The 17,867-nt window shown below is 47.4% G+C and carries 20 protein-coding genes and 1 pseudogene; 15 read left to right on the forward strand and 6 right to left on the reverse strand.

Annotated elements, in window-relative coordinates; genetic code table 11:
- Window positions 1-131: 131 nt before the first annotated feature.
- The 14 genes from B3K42_RS07550 to B3K42_RS07615 are packed head-to-tail and all read left to right on the forward strand — an operon-like array spanning window position 132 to window position 13,171.
- Window positions 132-1,022, forward strand: coding sequence for a branched-chain amino acid ABC transporter permease (locus B3K42_RS07550; RefSeq protein ID WP_292598073.1), 891 nt, complete (start codon window positions 132-134; stop codon window positions 1,020-1,022).
- Between the two features lie 10 nt (window positions 1,023-1,032).
- On the forward strand, window positions 1,033-1,995 hold the full coding sequence (locus B3K42_RS07555) for a branched-chain amino acid ABC transporter permease (protein ID WP_292598076.1): 963 nt from the start codon (window positions 1,033-1,035) through the stop codon (window positions 1,993-1,995).
- A gap of 12 nt (window positions 1,996-2,007) precedes the next feature.
- A complete protein-coding gene (locus tag B3K42_RS07560) occupies window positions 2,008-2,766 on the forward strand; it encodes an ABC transporter ATP-binding protein (RefSeq protein ID WP_292598079.1) in 759 nt (252 codons plus the stop codon).
- A 2-nt stretch (window positions 2,767-2,768) separates the two neighbouring features.
- Entirely contained in the window at window positions 2,769-3,485 is a 717-nt protein-coding gene (locus tag B3K42_RS07565; protein ID WP_292598082.1) for an ABC transporter ATP-binding protein, read from the forward strand.
- A 1-nt stretch (window position 3,486) separates the two neighbouring features.
- Window positions 3,487-4,731 carry a nickel-dependent lactate racemase gene (locus B3K42_RS07570; protein WP_292598085.1) on the forward strand — a complete coding sequence of 415 codons (1,245 nt, stop codon included), beginning with the start codon at window positions 3,487-3,489 and terminating at the stop codon, window positions 4,729-4,731.
- Window positions 4,732-4,733: 2 nt separating this feature from the next.
- On the forward strand, window positions 4,734-5,987 hold the full coding sequence (locus tag B3K42_RS07575; protein ID WP_292598088.1) for a LeuA family protein: 1,254 nt from the start codon (window positions 4,734-4,736) through the stop codon (window positions 5,985-5,987).
- Window positions 5,984-7,024, forward strand: coding sequence for a butyrate kinase (gene buk, locus B3K42_RS07580; protein ID WP_110991240.1), 1,041 nt, complete (start codon window positions 5,984-5,986; stop codon window positions 7,022-7,024). The genes B3K42_RS07575 and buk overlap by 4 nt, the downstream gene beginning before the upstream one ends.
- A gap of 11 nt (window positions 7,025-7,035) precedes the next feature.
- A complete protein-coding gene (locus tag B3K42_RS07585) occupies window positions 7,036-7,938 on the forward strand; it encodes a phosphate acyltransferase (RefSeq protein WP_110991239.1) in 903 nt (300 codons plus the stop codon).
- Window positions 7,939-7,948: 10 nt separating this feature from the next.
- Window positions 7,949-8,779, forward strand: a complete 831-nt coding sequence (locus B3K42_RS07590) for a sugar phosphate isomerase/epimerase family protein (RefSeq protein WP_110991238.1) — start codon at window positions 7,949-7,951, stop codon at window positions 8,777-8,779.
- Window positions 8,776-9,501, forward strand: coding sequence for a GntR family transcriptional regulator (locus B3K42_RS07595; protein ID WP_110991237.1), 726 nt, complete (start codon window positions 8,776-8,778; stop codon window positions 9,499-9,501). The genes B3K42_RS07590 and B3K42_RS07595 overlap by 4 nt, the downstream gene beginning before the upstream one ends.
- 2 nt (window positions 9,502-9,503) lie before the next feature.
- Window positions 9,504-9,803 carry a UxaA family hydrolase gene (locus B3K42_RS07600; protein ID WP_181419138.1) on the forward strand — a complete coding sequence of 100 codons (300 nt, stop codon included), beginning with the start codon at window positions 9,504-9,506 and terminating at the stop codon, window positions 9,801-9,803.
- Window positions 9,790-10,989 carry a UxaA family hydrolase gene (locus B3K42_RS07605; RefSeq protein WP_220026677.1) on the forward strand — a complete coding sequence of 400 codons (1,200 nt, stop codon included), beginning with the start codon at window positions 9,790-9,792 and terminating at the stop codon, window positions 10,987-10,989. Before B3K42_RS07600 ends, B3K42_RS07605 begins: the two co-directional genes overlap by 14 nt.
- A complete protein-coding gene (locus tag B3K42_RS07610) occupies window positions 10,986-12,092 on the forward strand; it encodes a M20 family metallopeptidase (RefSeq protein ID WP_110991234.1) in 1,107 nt (368 codons plus the stop codon). Before B3K42_RS07605 ends, B3K42_RS07610 begins: the two co-directional genes overlap by 4 nt.
- Window positions 12,093-12,103: 11 nt before the next feature.
- Window positions 12,104-13,171, forward strand: a complete 1,068-nt coding sequence (locus B3K42_RS07615) for an Ldh family oxidoreductase (RefSeq protein ID WP_258367499.1) — start codon at window positions 12,104-12,106, stop codon at window positions 13,169-13,171.
- A gap of 95 nt (window positions 13,172-13,266) precedes the next feature.
- On the opposite strand, the gene B3K42_RS07620 is transcribed toward B3K42_RS07615, so the two are convergent.
- From B3K42_RS07620 to B3K42_RS13760, 6 genes and pseudogenes are all read right to left on the reverse strand, one after another.
- Window positions 13,267-13,584 carry a hypothetical protein gene (locus B3K42_RS07620; RefSeq protein ID WP_181419137.1) on the reverse strand — a complete coding sequence of 106 codons (318 nt, stop codon included), beginning with the start codon at window positions 13,582-13,584 and terminating at the stop codon, window positions 13,267-13,269.
- A gap of 21 nt (window positions 13,585-13,605) precedes the next feature.
- A complete protein-coding gene (locus tag B3K42_RS07625; RefSeq protein ID WP_110991232.1) occupies window positions 13,606-14,169 on the reverse strand; it encodes a hypothetical protein in 564 nt (187 codons plus the stop codon).
- A gap of 144 nt (window positions 14,170-14,313) precedes the next feature.
- Complete coding sequence (gene smpB / locus B3K42_RS07630; RefSeq protein WP_110991231.1) at window positions 14,314-14,757, reverse strand: SsrA-binding protein SmpB; 444 nt, start codon at window positions 14,755-14,757, stop codon at window positions 14,314-14,316.
- 214 nt (window positions 14,758-14,971) lie between these two features.
- Window positions 14,972-16,078, reverse strand: coding sequence for a M24 family metallopeptidase (locus B3K42_RS07635; protein WP_110991230.1), 1,107 nt, complete (start codon window positions 16,076-16,078; stop codon window positions 14,972-14,974).
- Window positions 16,079-16,344: 266 nt separating this feature from the next.
- Window positions 16,345-16,917, reverse strand: a complete 573-nt coding sequence (deoC, locus tag B3K42_RS07640; protein ID WP_110991229.1) for a deoxyribose-phosphate aldolase — start codon at window positions 16,915-16,917, stop codon at window positions 16,345-16,347.
- Window positions 16,918-16,933: 16 nt separating this feature from the next.
- Window positions 16,934-17,068 (reverse strand): annotated as a pseudogene (locus tag B3K42_RS13760) (SDR family oxidoreductase); the annotation flags it as partial.
- Window positions 17,069-17,291: 223 nt separating this feature from the next.
- Between B3K42_RS13760 and B3K42_RS07645 the strand changes: the two are divergent.
- Complete coding sequence (locus tag B3K42_RS07645; protein ID WP_292598100.1) at window positions 17,292-17,831, forward strand: transposase; 540 nt, start codon at window positions 17,292-17,294, stop codon at window positions 17,829-17,831.
- The last annotated feature ends 36 nt before the right edge of the window (window positions 17,832-17,867 follow it).

Raw genomic sequence — 17,867 nt, forward strand, 5'->3', positions numbered from 1 at the left:
ACAAATGTCTGTCTAATCTCCCAGTTCGACGGAAAAGACTGGCAGATAATCACTAAGTTGTACTAAGCCTCTTTGCGGGAGGGGGCGCTCTGCCTACCTCCCGTTTACTTTCCTTACAAGGAGTGTGAACAATGCTTCAAGACATTCTCCAGAACATAGTTTCAGGGGCTTCAATCGGTGCCACATATGGACTTGTAGGACTCGGCGTAGTTTTCCTCTGGCTGACGATCTCCCGAATAAATTTTGCCAACATCTCGTCGGCGATGTTGGGAGCCTATCTGTTCTACAGTTTTTACACTCAGCTGAACTTGGGTTTTTTCATCTCTTTCGTTTTGTCTATAGCCGTAATAGCAGCCTATGGGTTGGGATTAAGAGTCTTTATATATGAGCCCATAAGGAAACGAGGAGGTGGACGTCTCGAATTCGTTGTCGCCACACTTATGCTGTGCACCTTTTGGCTCAACTTGATAATTGTCACTTACGGGGCTCTACCAAAGCCCTTTCCACCGGTATTTGGGGGAAGCAACGACTTCATTTCTTTGGGCGGAATAAGAATTCCCACTCTCTATCTTAATATCTATTTGGTAATCGGAATTCTTATGGTATTCATTTACTTCTTACTGAACAAGACGCTCATAGGAAAATCATTCCGAGCTGCCGCACAGAATAGGGAAGCCGCGGCTCTTATGGGAATAGATGTAAAAGTAACGACCTCTCTATCCTTCATTCTGGCGACTGTCGTCGTGGGAATCGCCGGAATACTCCTTGCACCCATCTACTTCGTGTCTCTAGAACTTGGAGGAGGCTCGATAGGGGTTAAAGGCTTTGCTTCGGCCGTACTTGGAGGATTGACCAATCCTTACGGAACGATACTCGGAGGAATATCTCTTGGCCTCCTGGAGAACTTCTCCACCCTTTATATCTCTTCTACATACAGAGACATCATATCCTTCTCGGTTCTTGTAGCCGTTCTGATACTGAAACCTTCCGGAATATTCAACTGGAAGAGTAAGAAGATATAGGGGGTGCGAGATGAAGAAGCTGATATTGGTTGTAGGAGCGATACTACTAATAGTACTATTCCCTCTTTTCACGAATAACATGTATCAACTATACCTGATGAACAGAGCGCTCATTCATGCCATTCTTGCAACAGGATTGGTATTCCTAACAGGTTTTGCGGGTCAAATATCACTTGGGCAGGCGGGTTTCTACGCAATCGGAGCATACGCTTCGGCGTACTTCACTGTTAAGCTCGGGCTACCGATTCCAATCGGAGTTATTGCAGGAGTAGTTCTGAGCGTTGTCGCGGGCTTTCTGTTGAGCATTCCCTCTTTCAAGCTGAAGGCCTTTTTCTTATCTCTAGTGACAATAGCCTTCGGGCAAATAGTCTGGATGCTTGTGATAAACCTCACACCTATTACCGGCGGTCCGTCCGGCTTTTTTGGCATACCATTCTACTCGGTGGGAAACAACATGCTTTCTTTCGGGCAGGTCTTCTGGCTCTTTGGCGGGCTGCTCTTCCTATCCGTGTTCATTATGTACCGCATAAAACACTCTCACTTTGGCAGAGCAATGCTTGCAATGAATGACGATGATGTGGCCACGGAAACCTGTGGAATTTCTACAAAGAGACTTAAGATGGCGGCCTTTGGCTTTTCTGCAGGCCTAGCGGGACTGGCAGGAGCACTGTACGCTCATCTGGCAGGCTTTCTCTCACCGGAACCATTCACATTCTTTGAATCATCGAATTTTGTCGCAATGGCAGTCGTGGGCGGTCTTAGACACATGAGTGGTGGAGTTGTTGGCGGAATAGGTCTTACACTTCTTCCCGAGTTCCTGAGATTTGGAGGCTGGGAAAATTACTATCTAATGGTGACTTCTCTAATAGTGATAGTCATCATAATATTCGTGCCTATGGGACTTGGGCCCATTCTTGAAACCCTTCTAAGAAAGGTTTTCAGGATTAAGAGAAGCAATACAAAGACGTTGTAGGGTGGGTTGAAGATGGACATTCTTAGAACTGAAAACATGACCAAGAGATTCGGTGGAGTCGTGGCAAACGATAATCTGTCGATTGGAATTCCCGAAGGGCAGATCACAGCCTTAATCGGCCCTAACGGCTCGGGCAAAACGACATTCATAAATGTTGCAACGGGAGTACACCCTATTACCAGCGGAAAGGTCTACTTCAAGGATCAGGACATATCGGGAATGGATATGAACAAGATAAGCAGGTTGGGTATCGCGAGGACCTTCCAGAAGATAAGGCTTTTCGAGAATCTCTCAGTGATTGAAAACGTTCTTGTAGCCAGAAAACCCTTCTACAAATCCGGCCCTGTGAGCGTAGTTCTCGGCACTCCCAAATTCAGAAAAGAAGAAAAAGAAAACAAAGAGAAGGCCATGGAACTTCTGAAGCTCGTGGGCCTTGAAGATAGGGCATACGACTCTCCGACAGGAATGGCGTATGGATTACGGCGTTGTCTGGAAATCGCAAGAGCTCTTGCACTCGAACCTCAGCTGATGTTCCTCGACGAACCTGCTGCCGGAATGACCAGAGACGAATTCAAAGTGATAATGGATCTGATGATGATTCTCAAGGAAAGAGGAATTACGACTCTTATTGTTGAACACACTATGGACTTTATCAAGGCCGTTGCAGACTGGGTCTATGTTCTGAACTTTGGTCAGGTGATTGCCAAGGGTAAATTTGATGACATAGAAAAGGACCCGCTAGTTCTCAAAGCCTATCTGGGGGAGGACTGATTATGTTTTTGCTTGAAACCCGTGATCTCTCAGTTTCATATAACGAGGTTCCCGCTCTCAGAAAAGTATCAATAAAGGTCTCCAAAGGAGAAGTTGTCTCCGTGCTCGGTCCTAATGGAGCGGGAAAGACGACTCTTCTGAAGAGCATTTCAGGACTTGTATCTTCTGAAGCAGGAAGCAAGGTCCTTTTGAACGGAGAAGAGATCCAACATCTTCCTCCACACAAGATAACCAGACTTGGGGTTATTCACGTTCCTGAAGGTAGACAGGTTTTCGCGGAACTCTCCGTTCAGGAAAACCTTGAAGTGGCAGCCACTAGAATTGGACTCGCAAAGGCCCGCCCAAACATCGAGAAAGTCTATGAGATTTTCTCGGAACTGAAGTCCCGGAAAAACCAGATGGCCGGCACGCTCTCCGGGGGAGAGCAACAGATGCTCGCAATTGGAAGGGCCATCGTTTCAGATCCATTGATTATGATGATAGACGAACCTTCCATGGGACTGGCTCCTGTTATCGTGAAGAGAATATTCGAGACTCTGAAGAATTACGTCACGGATACGGGTCTGACCATGTTGATCGTGGAACAGAACGCAAAGCTCTCGCTTCCAATGAGCGACAGAGTCTACATCGTATCACAAGGTCAAATAAAACTTGAAGGCTCTGTTGATGAAGTGAAGAGTGACGAGAGAATTCGAGAAATGTATTTCGGTGGTAAGTAAGATGAGATTCTCGCTTGACTATAGAGAGAAGGAGAGACTTCAGCTGGAAGTTCCCGTGGGAAGAGTACTTCTTCCGACCTCACCTGTTGAGAGAAGCGAAGAGGGCAGCTCACTGCGCGAATCGCTACTGAAGCCGTTTGGTGCTCCTCCGATCCTTGAGCTTGCGGAATCTGCGAAAGAGATAGTCCTTATCGTAGAGGATCACACAAGGCACTCTCCCATTTTTGAGACTCTCTCTTTCATGAAATCGCTTTTCGCCGAAAACAAGATTCCCTGGAGCAAAGTTTCCTTGCTTGTCGCGACTGGAACTCACAGACAAATGACGGCTGAAGAGCTAAGAGAGAAGTTAGGCAGTTTTTCTCGCGATACTAAAATCATCCAGCACGATGCGGAAGCAGCCAGCAGGATGAAAGACTATGGAGAATTCCTTGGAGTACCGATTAGGATAAACGAGGCGGTTGGAGCTGACCTCACAATTGGAGTTGGCTCGATCGTTCCTCACAGGTTCTCCGGATGGTCGGGCGGAGCGAAAATTGTGATTCCGGGCGTCTCTGCATATGAAACAGTCTTTAAGTCACACAGGATGGCAATACTGAAGAGCAGAGCCGACGTCGGAGTTCTTGACAATGAGTTCAGGGAACTTATAGATGAAACCGGAAGACGAGTGGGACTTGATTTCATAATCAATTTCTACTACGATATCGAAGGAAGAATCTCCGGCTGTGTATCGGGCAATCATGTGACGGCACACAGGGAAGGCGTCAAAGTTGCGAGAGAAGAGCTGCTCCGAGAGTACTCGGAAAAAGCCGATGTCACCGTGATATCTTCATTCCCCTCTGTGACCGATTTCTGGCAGTGCGGCAAAGCGCTGTACACTTCCGATCTGGTTACCAGAAATGGAGGAGATATCGTGATGGTCTCTTCGCTCGATGAAGGCTTTGGCGATCATCCTCTATTTGCCTCATTACTCAAGATGGAGGCAGAAAAGATCTTAGAAAGACTTGACGTGATCACTACCGAAGACCCGCTTGCATATGTGGCGGCCTATGCTGTAAGGAAAGTGATCGAGAAGAAAAGGATTCACATTGTGAGCAACACTAAATTCGCAGATCAGTTCAATAAACTTGGTTTAACGGTCTATCCAGATATTCAATCGGTTGTTGACCGGGTGGCACCGGCCGGCAAAAGCGTTGCGGTTCTTCAGAACTCACTTGTCTTGCCGGAAATATCAAATAAGGAGGCATAATAATGAAACCGAAAGATCTTGATTACATGAAGTTAAATGGAACACCATACTTCGACGAATCCCGCTGGGTGAGTCCTCTCAACTATGAGAGAGTAATCCGGGGAGAAACCGCAAGAGACAGTATCTATATACACGACGTTACGCTGAGAGATGGAGAACAGACTTGTGGTCTTACCTGGAGCGAGGATCAAAGGGTGAGAATCGGAGTTGCGTTGAATGATTTGGGTGTGAAATCCATTGAGGTCGGAATGCCGATAGTCTCCGACGAGAACAAGAGGGCGATACGTAGACTCGTTGACATGAATCTCGATTCGGAAATCGTGCCATTCGCAAGATCTTTGAAGAAGGATATCGATGAATCTGTCGATTGCGGCGCCACACGAGTAGTGGTTGAACACGCGGTAAATCCATACGACAATGAGCTTGTCTACGGTGTGTCTCCCGAAAAACTCATCGACCGAGTTGTTTCAGCTATTCTCTACGCGAAGGAACAGGGTATGAAGCCGACCTTCATGGGCTGGGACGCAACAAGATCGACCCCTGATTATGTCCTGAAAGTCTTCACAGAAGTGGCAAAGCAAGCAAGACCGGAGAGCATTGTCTTCGTAGACAGTTTTGGAGTCGCCTCCCCATTTGCTATCGAGTTCATCTTCACTGAGCTTAGGAAGGCCATCCCGGACATCCCGCTCGAATTCCATGTTCACAATGAATTCGGTCTGGCAATGGGATCGGTTTTTGCAGCAGTAAGAGCCGGTGTATCAGGCATTCACAGCTCGATCAACGGACTTGGAGAAAGGACGGGCAACGTAGCTACTGAAGAGGTTGCCGCCGGCCTGAAACTCCTGATGGGGATAGATACCGGAGTCGATCTGACGAAGATCGGATACACTTCGCGACTGGTCGAGGATATTTCGAAGATCCAGGTGGCGAACAACAAGCCGGTCGTTGGGAAGCGCCTCTTCTGGGTCGAATCGGGCATCGTCGTTGACGCAATCGACAAGTTGAATGCGGCCGGGATTAACGCCGCCATGACGCCGTACCTTCCTTCGCTCGTAGGAATGGGCGAGATAGACGTGAAGCTAGGTGCCTTCAGCGGCCAGGCAAGCATAAAATACTGGCTGAAGAGATTGGAAATAGAGGCGAGCGAAGACCAACTTGAAGAACTGACGGAAATCGTGCGAAAGGAAGGACGAATAAGAAACACCGTCCTCGAACTTGACGAATTCAAGAGAATAGTAGGAGATTACATGAAATGAGTCTGATTCTCGTCATAAATCCCGGTTCGACATCAACCAAGGTAGCTGTCTTCGTAGACGGGAAAGAACTGTTCAAGAAGACGCTTCCCCTTGACGATGACATGCTCGACCTTCCCCTCTTTCCCGATCAGTACACAATAAGGAAGGATCAGATCCTCAAAGAACTGGACAGAAACGGGATAAGGCCATCCCAACTGACTGCCGTGGCGGCCAGAGGAGGAAGATTGAAACCTCTGAATTCCGGAGTTTACCGCATTAACAGAGAGATGGTCGATGACGCCAGAAATGGCCTTCAGGGTATTCACCCCGCAAATACGGCGGTCGTGATAGCTTTTGAACTGGCTCAGGAATTCGGAATGCAGGCTTTTACAGTCGACCCGATCAGTGTGGACGAACTGGCCGAGTGGGCAAGAGTAACGGGAATACAGAAGATCACAAGAAATTCACTCTCCCACGCGTTGAACATGAAGGCAGTCGCGAAGAAAGCTGCGACTGAACTGGGAAAGAGCTACGAAGAAGCGAAGCTCATAGTGGCTCATCTAGGAGGCGGCTCGTCGGTAAGCGCCCATCTAAACGGAAAGATGGTCGATCTATACAACAGTGACAAGGAAGGCCCCTTTTCTGTGGAAAGAGCGGGTGCCCTCCCTACTCACGAATTGGCGGAATTTGCTCGCTCGAGAGACGATTATCTCGAATACCTGGCTCACAGGGGCGGCCTGTTTTCCCACTTCGGAATGCGTGACGTTGAACGGATCGCCGAAGGCGTAAAGAATGGAGAAATCGATTCCACGCCGCTTGAAGCGTACATTTACAACATTGCAAAATACTCATACAGTCTGCTGGCCGTATTTGACGGATTTCCCGACGCCCTTGCCATTACGGGCGGCGTAGTGAAGTGCGACTACGTCAGAGAAAGACTTCTTGAGAAACTGAAGGGTATCAGAGTTCTCCTTTTCCCGGGAGAGTTCGAGATGGAAAGCCTTGCAGACGGAGCGCAAAGAGTAATACAAGGGATCGAAGAGGCCCTGGAATACTGAGGTGATAATCAATGATTAATTCCCTTTCTGAGTTCATTCTTGAAGCAAGCAAGTTGCAGAAGCGCGTGAGAGTAAATTGCGTGCAACCGCATGATCGTAAGACGATGAAGGCCATAGAGTCATTTGCCTCCTCTAACGGCAATTTTGAATTCACTCTTTTTGGAAGATTAGAAGAGATGAACCAGGCAGCATCTGAAGGGTTTCTGAAGATGACGCGTGTTGTCGAAGGGGAATCTGAAGAGGAGAATGCTTCAAATGCAGTCTCTGCTTTGGAGGGAGATATTCCCGCCGTTCTAATGAAAGGCGACATCAATACCACCGTGTTTCTAAGAGCGCTCTTCAAGAGCGGCACAGTAAAGGCAAGCGGAAGGTTTATAAGTCACATTTCTTGTATGGAGGTCCCGGAGCATCCAAGACTACTTTTCATAACTGATGGGACGGTCAACATCGCACCGGATTTGAAGGCAAAGGCCGAGATACTCAAGAATGCCGTAGAGTTTGCAAGATCGATCGGGATCAGTGAACCAAAGGTAGCGGTAATCGGTATAAACGAGCGAGTGTCGGTAACAAATCGCGACCTCACTGAAGGAGCGGTGTTATCAAAAATGGCAGAGAGAGGGCAATTTGGAGTGTGTCTCGCAGACGGGCCCATGCCCATAGATACTGCTCTGAAAAGGGACGCGGCCCTGAAGAAGGGAATTACGTCAAAGGTTGGAGGTGAGGCCGACATACTAGTCTGTTCTAATCTGGAATCTGCGGCCAACCTCATAAAAGGCCTCGTACATCTAGGCAAAGCCAAGACGGCCGGACTTCTTTTGGGAGCGGGATTCCCCGTTGTTCTCACGTCGAGGAGCGACAATGAATTCGCAAAAGAGGTGTCTCTCTCAATGGCATTAGTGAGTGCGGCGGGTTGAGGTGAAAGAGATGGCAGTAAGTTTTATGGTGGCCAACGAGGATATTCCGGCCGGTGCAAAGGTCACTGGCCTCACCGGCTGGTTGGAAGAGACGCTTGCCGCGATAGCAGGCGCGGGTTTCAACTCCTTTGAGCTTATGATTGCCGACCCGGAAAAGGTGGATGTTGGAAAGGTTATACGCCTTGAGAGACAGTTCTCTTTGAAGTGCGTATTTCTCTGCACAGGCGAGATGGCTGGAACTGCCGGCCTTTATCTGAACCATATAGACGTGAACGAAAGAAAAAGAGCTCTGAATTCCTTCTTGCAGGCAGCTAAAAAGGCTCACGATCTGGGAGTGAACCTTAATATCGGCAGGCTTAGGGGAGTAATATGGTCCGACGGCCTCCAGAAGTCACTCGAGAGACTTGGCGAATCGCTGGAAAGAATCGATTCGTATGTGAGAAGTGAACTCGAGGGGTTGTCCGTTCTGATAGAACCATTGAGAAAGGTGGTCTGCCCTATTCTTAATAGCTGCGCCGAAGCCACCTCGTTTTTTTCGGAGAGAGAACTTAAGAGTTTTGGAATTCTCCTTGACTCTGACCATTTCAACGAGAAAAAGGATCCCTCTTTTGTAAGTTCGAACATCGAGCTGATAAAACACGTTCACCTTGCAGATACAAATCACAAACCTCTGGGACGGGGCGCGATTGATTTTCAGAGCTTTTTGGATATGCTGAGCAAATCCGGTTATGTCGGTGAATACAGTGTCGAGGTTTTCTGCGATGAAGATCAGATAGAAACTCTAAGGGAAACTGCTTCATTTTTGAAAGCTTTCCCTCAAATTCTGGGGGGATCACTTTGAACAGATTGGCAGACACAAGTCACTTTCAGGGAATCCAGCAGCAGCTCTACAGATCAATAAGGAATAGCATCGTAGAACTGGAAATCCCTCCCGGAGCGAGGTTGACGATCGATAAGCTGAAGAGAATCTACGGCGTTTCTTCTACTCCGGTAAGGGGGGCTCTCCACAAGCTGAACGAAGATGGTCTTGTCGCACCGGGAGCCGCTAAGAGTTTTTACGTAAAGGAGATTCTCGAAAATGACGTCAGGAAGCTCTTCCCGATAAGGCTAGTGCTGGAGAAACTTGCATTGAGTGAATCAATTAATCGGATCGACAGAGAGATCATATCGAATCTGATCGTGAGAATGCGAAGACACCTCTCGGAACCGGAGGTGACAAAGAACAAAGTTCCTTACGATATTGACTACAGGCTACACAGGGAGATACTCAATAACTGCAATAATGAATATCTAATCGAAATGATGTCGAAGATCTCGATACTGCTCGCCAGAATGCGGAACGTGATCAAATACTATCTTCTTGAACAGCAAAAAGACTGGATAATTAACGAGATGGAGGAACATTTCAAGATCGCGCAAGGAATCCTGGAAGGAGACCTAGAGAAGGCTTCTACTGCCTTGGAAGATCATCTTGAGCACTCAATGAATATGATATGTTCTATACTCAGCTCCAACCATATCGATTATGCTGCCAAAGGAAGCTTTGCCCGATTGGAGGATTAGAAATGAAGCATGCTATTCTGCTGTCTTTGAACGACAATGTCGCAACTGTGCTTGAGAAAGTGGATATCGGCGAAGAGATAGAGGTGAAGGGTGTTTCCGGATTGCAGATGCTAGTTGCGAAGGAAGAAATACCTTTCGGTCACAAAGTTGCCGTGAAGAACATCAAAAGAAACGAGAGAATAATCAAATACAATAACAAGATAGGGATCGCAACTTCTGACATCTCGACTGGCCAGCATGTTCACGTCCAAAATGTTGTAAGTGAACGAACGGAGATCAAAGAGGGAGGTGTCAGGGCTTAGGCCAGATATTATGAAGACCATGATGGGTTATTTAAGAAGTGACGCAAGTGTTGGAGTGAGAAATCACGTCCTCGTTCTCCCCAGTGTTCTTTGCTCTTCGAATGTTGCCAGAAAGATTTCGGCCGCTGTTCCCGGATCGGTAGTGGCTAGCCACAATCAAGGCTGCGCTCAACTGGGGGATGATTTTCAGCAGACTAGAAGAACGCTGATAAATACTGCGCTAAACCCTAATGTGGCAGCCGTTCTTGTTGTTGGGCTCGGCTGTGAAAGGGTGTCCCCACATGAACTGAGGGAAGTGATTCTAGACAGCGGAAAGCCTGCCGAACTAATAATGGTTCAAGACTACGGAACCGTGGAAGCTGTAGAAAGGGGAACCTCAATAGTCAGGAAAATGGTGGAGGAAGCCTCGAAGATTGAAAGAGAGGAAGTTCCGCTTTCGAGACTTGTCCTGGGCATGGAATGCGGTGGTTCCGACTTCTCTTCGGGTCTGTCGGCAAATCCGGTAGTCGGCCAGGCTGCAGACATTCTGTGGGAGGAAGAAGGTCGTGTGATACTCTCCGAAACTACTGAGCTGGTCGGTGCAGAACACCTCCTCTTTGAGAGAATGAAGGACGAAGAGATGAAGCGGCGATTCACCAGGATGCTTGAGAGAATGATAAATGAAAGTATGAAGAATAGTCGAGACGTGGTGGACAAGGAAAACGTCCCAAACAACATCTCCCCTGGAAATGTCAGAGGGGGGTTGACTACGCTTGAGGAGAAATCACTAGGAGCTATGATCAAAGGCGGAAAGGTCCCCGTTGTGGGCGTGAACGAGTACGGTGAAGCGATAGCTTCATGCCCGGGCCTCTACCTCATGGATACTCCTGGATATGACGTTGAATCGGTTACCGGCATGGTGGCTGGCGGTGCAATCGTTGTGCTCTTCACGACAGGTCAGGGAACACCTACGGGTAATGCTATAGCCCCGGTCATTAAGATAACCGGGAACCATGAGACTGCCAGGAAAATGAGCGATAATATCGACTTCGATTGCAGCGCGGTCATATCCGGTGAGGAAACACTTGAGGAGAGTGGAAGAAGGCTTTTCGATCTTGTTCTAAGGGTTGCCGAAGGAGAGCAGACGAAATCGGAATTTCTGGGACAGGACGACTTCTCAATCTGGAATGTGGGGATAAAACTATGAGTTACAGCGATTCCCAACTCGAAAGTCTTCTCTTTGAGTTGTGTTCTGCCAACACAACTAATCCTCCGGGCAATGAAGATCTCGCCGTATCGGTTATCGAGAGAACTCTCGCGTCGAAAGAAATTAGCGTAGAGATTCAGCGAGTTGCCGACAACCGTTCGAATCTTCTTGCAAGGATCGAACGCGATCCCGGGAAGCCATATTTGGTCTTCTCCGGTCATATGGATGTGGTACCCGCCGGTTCAAACTGGAATACCGAACCTTTCAAGCCTGAACAGATAGGCGGGAGGCTCTATGCCAGAGGTTCCGCAGATATGAAGGGAGGTCTTTCGGCCTTAATTGCGGCGCTTGTGGATCTTTCGGAAGACAGTGAGTTCTGCGGAAACGTGGCACTTCTCGCCACGTGCGATGAAGAAGTCGGTTGCTCGGGAATACGGTACTTTCTTGAACACAAACCATTCGATATCTCGGCTGTTATCATTGGTGAGCCGACTTCTTTAGGACTTGCCACCGGGGAGAAGGGAGCGCTCTGGCTCAAACTGAAATTCAGGGGCAAATCCGCTCACGGCTCGCAGCCGCAAAATGGTATCAACGCCATTTTGAAACTGTTTCGCGCATACAGTGAACTTTCCAACGCTCTTGGCAAAATAGAAGGACTTACCCAAAGCCTCAATATTATCCGTGGCGGATCGAAAGAGAATACAGTACCGGACGAGGCCGAGTGTATCATGGATGTCCGCTTTGCCGATAATACCAGTTCCTCCGCTTTGGAGAAAATTATAGACGACGTTATCTGCAAATACGAGGACTCTGAACGAGCAACTCTTCTCAGCAGAGAATCATTCAGTTCGTCAGGGCCGCTAACGCTGACCGTGAAGGATGTTCTGAAGAAGCGGTCCTTAAGCTCCGACGAGCTCACAATGAGCTATTTCACTGACGGTGCCTTCACCGCAACTCACGGTATTGAGACGGTTATACTGGGACCGGGCGCCGCCTCCATGGCTCACAAATCGAATGAGTACGTCGATCTGGAAGAGGTTCGTACTGCTAGAAGACTGTACTTAGAGATTATAAAACAATTCTTTGAAAGGACGGAATCGTAGTGGGACTGAATGTGACATATAAAGACCTCAAAACTTTGTGTGAAGAAATCCTCCGTGCCGAAGGCTTTCCCGACGAAACGGCCTCCGACATAGTCGAGGTTCTGCTCGAGGCCGACCTGCGAGATATTCCCTCTCACGGGGTAGCCAGGTTTGGCCGCTATATAAAAGAGAGAGAACACGGAAATATCCGCATAGATTCCGAACCGGAAATAATCCATAACACACCCATCTCAGCATTAGTTGACGGCAGAGGCGGTCCGGGACAATGTGTTTCCAAGTATGCAATGGATCTTTCAATACAGAAGGCCCGGCAGTCGATGATCGGGCTCGTTTCGGTAAGGAATTCGAACCATTACGGGATCTCCGCCTTTTACTCGGAGAGGGCACTTACAGAGGGAATGATAGGAATTGCCATGACGAACAGCTATCCGCTTGTCGTTCCGACCTTTGGCAAAGAGGCGGTTCTTGGCACGAATCCATTCTCGATAGCTATCCCGGGAGAGAAGCGAGATTTCATTCTCGACATGGCCACAAGCGTGGTCACAAGGGGAAAGCTAGAGGTCTACGATAGGCTGGAGAAAGAGATTCCATTGGGATGGGCCGTCGATGAAACCGGTAGGGATACCTCCTCGCCAAGAAAGGTGCTCACAAACTTCAATGAGAGAAACTCCGGGGGGATTCTTCCACTTGGGGGCTCCGGAGAAGATTTTGGCGGCCACAAAGGTTACGGGATGGCAATTCTCGTAGATCTTCTCTCCGCAGGCCTTTCGCTGGGAAAATGGAGCGCAGAAACTTATTTCGGTTCGGAAGCCGGTGTCTGCCACTTCTTCGGCTGCATAGGCCTCGAGTTGTTCGGCGAACCTTCCGCTCTCATAGGCCATCTTGAACGCATAGTGGATGGAGTTGCGGCCAGCGAAAAGGCAGAGGGCCACGAAAAGATCTACTACCACGGAGAAAAAGAGGCAAGTGCAAGAGAAAGATCAATGAGAATCGGCATAGATCTTGATCAGAAAACCAGAAATTCGCTCGCTTCACTCGCAGGCAAACACGCCATATCGATTCCTGAGGAACTCCTTTAGCAACACTTGGATAATCAAACTGCAAGTGGCTATAAAATACAATGCCGCTTCAGACAGGATAGTCGGGACTTACTGTATTGAAACCACTGTTGTATCTAGAATACCAATATAAAGACTAAGATTGGCCTGAATGGCAGGCTGCGCGCAAAGCTGTACGCAGAGGCTATTCCGGCAAAGTCCGCTATAAGATCTTCGATCTCTGCTGAACCCTTCCCGGAAAGAAGATCCCAGACTTCCTTCCCAACGCCAAGAGACGCAGAGAAGAGAAAACCGCCTGTGTCCCCAAGGAGATAACTTGAAAGGCCAAAGGCGGTATAACTAACAGAATAATGTAAGAATTTGTCGTAACCCGTTACCGCTAAACTTGCAAAAGAAAAAAGTAGAACAAACAAGACCAAAAAAAATCTTTTCAAAAAAATCTCTTTGACTCTAGATTAGAATTCGTAAAGCACTCCAAGTCCTACAGAGAAGAACTCGGGAAGAGGCCAGTAATCTCCACCGGGGAAGTTACCCTCCTGGCGAGTCTGATAGTCTTTCACCCTGTAGCCCCTCGCATAACTATTGAGAATTACTCCATCGGAAATCGGAGTCATAACCTGGAAACCTCCGCCGATTGCGAGGTGTGGCGCACCAAGATCGAGAATTCCGATTTCCCAACCGGGCTCACCAAAATTGGAATCCTGAACTGAACCCACACTAACAAGTAGCCTTACCTTCAAATTCAGTGTTTCAAGAACCTGGAAATAGATATCGGCATTGAAAAGGCCAATCTTATTGGTCGGATACCTGATTGCCGCCTCTGCACTCAACGTGGCTCCAATCTTATCGGTAAATGGAAGCTGAAGAGAGAGATCCAAGGCACCTGCACCCCATCTCTCGGGCTGATAAACTGGATTGGTAGCATTGATTCCGAAACCACCACCTATAAGCGCTTTAGGCGTAGAGAAACCCAGTGAGACCGCAAAAAGGAGCAAAGCTACTAAAGCGACTTTCTTCATAAATACACCTCCCCTTAATAATTGCAAAGCTATTGGCTTTATTGACAGTATAAGACAGATTGATTATACCACAACACTATTGAGGTTCAAAGCCATTATTACTGCTCTATTCGGAAGAAAAAAACGTCCAGGAAGGAAGACTATTCACAAGTCTGTCCGCTGACGCATCCTTCTTTCAACATCCCTCTTTGCGATATCTTCGCGCTTGTCGAAGAGCCTCTTTCCCTTTGCAAGTGAAATCTCAACCTTCGCCTTTCCCTTGTCGTTGAAGTATATTCTTAGAGGGATAATGGTCAATCCCTTTTCCTTGATCTTCTGATCGAGCCTCAGTATCTCCTTCCTATGCATAAGGAGCCTTCGCTTTCTGCGGGGCTCGTGATTCCAAACATTTCCATGTGTATACTGACTGATATTACATTCCATAAGAAAAATCTCTCCATTCTCGATCTTACAGTAAGCATCAATCAGAGAAGCGCCACCAAGGCGCAGAGATTTGACTTCCGTGCCGACAAGCTCGATCCCGGCTTCGTATGAATCCATAAGATGGTACTGGAAACGTGCCTTTTTGTTCGTAACTACCATTTTCATTGAGATCCCTCCGTCCCGCTGAACGGAATTCATTTTAGCACAAGGCCTATACATTTCAAAAAAGGGATCTTATTAAGATCCCTTTTTATGGTCTGCTCTCTATTTTAAACAAGAGAAAACCATGCCCAAAGAATTATAACTTCTTTTTCGCAGAGTAATGAAAATTTTGTGCATCGATTGTGAAAAACATATTAATCAACAAAGCGAGGCCGGACTAGCCAATAAGGAGGGGCGCAGGTCTCCTCACTACTTCGTCATTTACTTCAAACTCCAACGCCGACCATGTACTTTCTTCAGGAAATGAGAGGATCGAATTCTGCTCAATGCCTATTAAGACAGTGTCTTCGGACTTCGTGCCCCTGATTGTCGGATTCCAGGCAACGGCATTTCCCTCCCGAAGATGCACATCGCTCCTGAGATTGGCGTGTACTTCCCTTGGGAGATATCCCGCGATTCCTCCTTGGTGATGGAACTTCCATTCACCGGCCCTGCCTACCTTTTCATAGGCCTCGATCAACCTCCCGAAGGCTTCCGACAGCTTCACTCCGGGCCTCGACGAGCCAATCGCCACGGCGTCGACGTAACAGTTCTGTTGGTGCTGGCGTAATACATCGTCTGCCGCCTCAAACATGAAAGACCTGCTGCAAGAAACTATCAAGCCCCTTCTCCTGGCACAGATGCTGGCGAATCCTCTTTTTCCAAGCTTAACGTCTCTCGACAGATTGTGCCTGTATCTGAGTGAGCTATCCTCCGAGAACACAAGCACCAATAAAGGTTCGATATCCCTCTTCGCCATAGCTTCATAGAGGAGGCCTTGAACTTCCAGTTCAGTCATCTCGCTTTTCAAAGTAGGGACTATTGCGGAAAAAATCTCGTCGCATTCCCTGCCCAAAATCCTGTACGTATCTATCTCTGACTGGCTCAAGAGAGTTCGCATTGGAGTAATGTCTACGTGCTCGCCGGAATACCTACCAGTATCGGAAAGAAGCTTCCCTTTTACCAGTCCTTCGACCAATCTCCTCTCTCCGGAGGGCTCAAACCAGCTGTATTCAAGAAACCCGAATTCTCCGAGAAGACTTTCGTCAAGCTCGATCTCCTGGATTCTCTGCTTTTCAATGTTGTTGGTGATCATGTAGAGCCGGTCCCCAGTTACAAGAATAGAGGCTTCACCCTCGGTGGAGTTCAGGGTAATATGACTCCTGCCTCCAAAAGTGAACCACGAGAAATTACAGCACTTGCTCAACAAGAGAGCGCGAGCGTTTCTGGCAGCTATTAGCTCTCTCAGGCTTTCAACCCTATTTCTAAACTCTTCTAAAAGCATTCCCCCCCCTCCTAAACAAAAAGGTTGGCTTTCATCTCTATCTTACCTGCTTTCGTGCAAAAAACGAGACGTTAGTTCTTTGTACGAAACACTGAAAACCAACCCAACAATACTTGCATTACTCAAATAACCACAAGCAATGATACCTTCAGTTACATATCAATAAAAAGGCGTCTTCCTTAATTCATCGATCAGGAGATGTGCATTGCTTGCTCCAAAACGCGTCGCGCCGAGCTCTTGATATCTAAGAAGCTCTCTAAGCTTTCTTATGCCGCCTGATGCTTTGACCTGGATCCTGTTTCCCGCTTCATCCAGCAATCCAGCAGGAGCTTAACGTCAGATTCAGAGCAGCCGGTGTCGGCAAAACCCGTTGATGTTTTTACGAAATCCGCCCCGACATCTGCAACTATGTTAGCCCCTATCCTTTTCTCTTCATCCGTTAGGTAATGAACTTCCAGAATTACCTTCATGACTACGCCCTTAGCAGCATCTCTTACAGCCAATATCTCATTCTTCACTTCTTCGTACATCTGGCTCTTCAGCCAACCTATGTTTATAACCATATCTATTTCACTTGCGCCCTTCAACAGGACATCCTTTGTTTCAAAGACTTTCGATTCAGTCGTAGAATAGCCATTCCGAAAGCCTACCGGTGCATCAACTCCCACTTCGGAACCCTTCAATATTTCCAAGGCGTACTCAATCCAGGACGCCCCAATAGCAACGGTCTTGAACTTGTACTCAATTGCCAGCCTGCAAACTTCTTCGATGTCCTTTTTTGTTGCGTCGGGTTTCAACATCGTTGAATCGATCATTCTTGTCAAGCTTTCTTCACTCAATGCAACTCATCCCCTTTCAAGGTGTGACTATTCCTCCATTAACGTGTATTGATTGACCAGTAATCCATGATGCTTTGTCAGATGCTAAGAACGAGACCATATCTGCTATATATACAGGCTTTCCGAACCTCTTCATGGGGATCTCTTCCAACCATTTTTCCCTCTTGATCTTCATTGACAGCAAAAGGCAAGAAATCGCACGAAGAAGTTATGAAAGTCGCATAAGTTTGCGGTAGATATTTGAATCGTCTCTGAAATGGAAGGAACTAGGTATTGAAAGAGTATTGAGAACCACATGTGAGGGTAATCTCATAATGTTCCTGGCAAATCAAATTCTCACCTTAAGAGAGGAAGAAGAAAGATTAAGGGAAGAGATGGGAGAGACCCTAGAGAATAGTCCGTACAGAATCATCCTTTCTATTCCAGGTGTGAAGGCTGTAATAGGCTCATACATAGTAAAGGCTTATCTCACACATGATTTCAAAAGCTACCAGGAGATGCAGAAATACGCTGGAACTATTCCCTTCCTCTTTCAGAGTGGCAGAAAGTCAATAATGCTGATGAGAAAGAAATGCGACAACGATCTCAAAAACATGATTCATATGGCAGCTTTCGCTTCTCTGAAAACTTGTGGATGGGCAAGAAACTACTACAAAAGAAAAAGAAAAGAGGGCAAGACCTACGGTCATGCCCTCAGAGCACTGGGGAACATCATCCTCAAAATCGCATTCTCCATGTTGTCAAAGATGAACGAATACGATGAAACCTTGTTCCTCAATGCCAAAGGAATTAAAACCACTCAACCAAATAATACAACAATTCCTGAGGCTTTCACAAATCCTGAATACTCCCAGGATGCTCATCCATCCTTAGCTGCCACTAAGGATGTGGTCGACAACTTGAATGCCACTTGAGTAGTAGACATTTCCTTATTTACATGATAAGGTCAC

Source organism: Mesotoga sp. UBA6090, assembly GCF_002435945.1.
Classification (GTDB): Bacteria; Thermotogota; Thermotogae; order Petrotogales; family Kosmotogaceae; genus Mesotoga.

What these genes read in the sequence shown, in the direction of transcription:
- B3K42_RS07550 (WP_292598073.1), top strand. Translation starts at nt 132, where the DNA reads ATGCTTCAAGACATTCTCCAGAACATAGTTTCAGGGGCTTCAATCGGT.
- B3K42_RS07555 (WP_292598076.1), top strand. Translation starts at nt 1,033, where the DNA reads ATGAAGAAGCTGATATTGGTTGTAGGAGCGATACTACTAATAGTACTA.
- B3K42_RS07560 (WP_292598079.1), top strand. Translation starts at nt 2,008, where the DNA reads ATGGACATTCTTAGAACTGAAAACATGACCAAGAGATTCGGTGGAGTC.
- B3K42_RS07565 (WP_292598082.1), top strand. Translation starts at nt 2,769, where the DNA reads ATGTTTTTGCTTGAAACCCGTGATCTCTCAGTTTCATATAACGAGGTT.
- B3K42_RS07570 (WP_292598085.1), top strand. Translation starts at nt 3,487, where the DNA reads ATGAGATTCTCGCTTGACTATAGAGAGAAGGAGAGACTTCAGCTGGAA.
- B3K42_RS07575 (WP_292598088.1), top strand. Translation starts at nt 4,734, where the DNA reads ATGAAACCGAAAGATCTTGATTACATGAAGTTAAATGGAACACCATAC.
- buk (WP_110991240.1), top strand. Translation starts at nt 5,984, where the DNA reads ATGAGTCTGATTCTCGTCATAAATCCCGGTTCGACATCAACCAAGGTA.
- B3K42_RS07585 (WP_110991239.1), top strand. Translation starts at nt 7,036, where the DNA reads ATGATTAATTCCCTTTCTGAGTTCATTCTTGAAGCAAGCAAGTTGCAG.
- B3K42_RS07590 (WP_110991238.1), top strand. Translation starts at nt 7,949, where the DNA reads ATGGCAGTAAGTTTTATGGTGGCCAACGAGGATATTCCGGCCGGTGCA.
- B3K42_RS07600 (WP_181419138.1), top strand. Translation starts at nt 9,504, where the DNA reads ATGAAGCATGCTATTCTGCTGTCTTTGAACGACAATGTCGCAACTGTG.
- B3K42_RS07610 (WP_110991234.1), top strand. Translation starts at nt 10,986, where the DNA reads ATGAGTTACAGCGATTCCCAACTCGAAAGTCTTCTCTTTGAGTTGTGT.
- B3K42_RS07625 (WP_110991232.1), bottom strand. Translation starts at nt 14,169, where the DNA reads ATGAAGAAAGTCGCTTTAGTAGCTTTGCTCCTTTTTGCGGTCTCACTG.
- smpB (WP_110991231.1), bottom strand. Translation starts at nt 14,757, where the DNA reads ATGAAAATGGTAGTTACGAACAAAAAGGCACGTTTCCAGTACCATCTT.
- B3K42_RS07635 (WP_110991230.1), bottom strand. Translation starts at nt 16,078, where the DNA reads ATGCTTTTAGAAGAGTTTAGAAATAGGGTTGAAAGCCTGAGAGAGCTA.
- B3K42_RS07645 (WP_292598100.1), top strand. Translation starts at nt 17,292, where the DNA reads ATGGGAGAGACCCTAGAGAATAGTCCGTACAGAATCATCCTTTCTATT.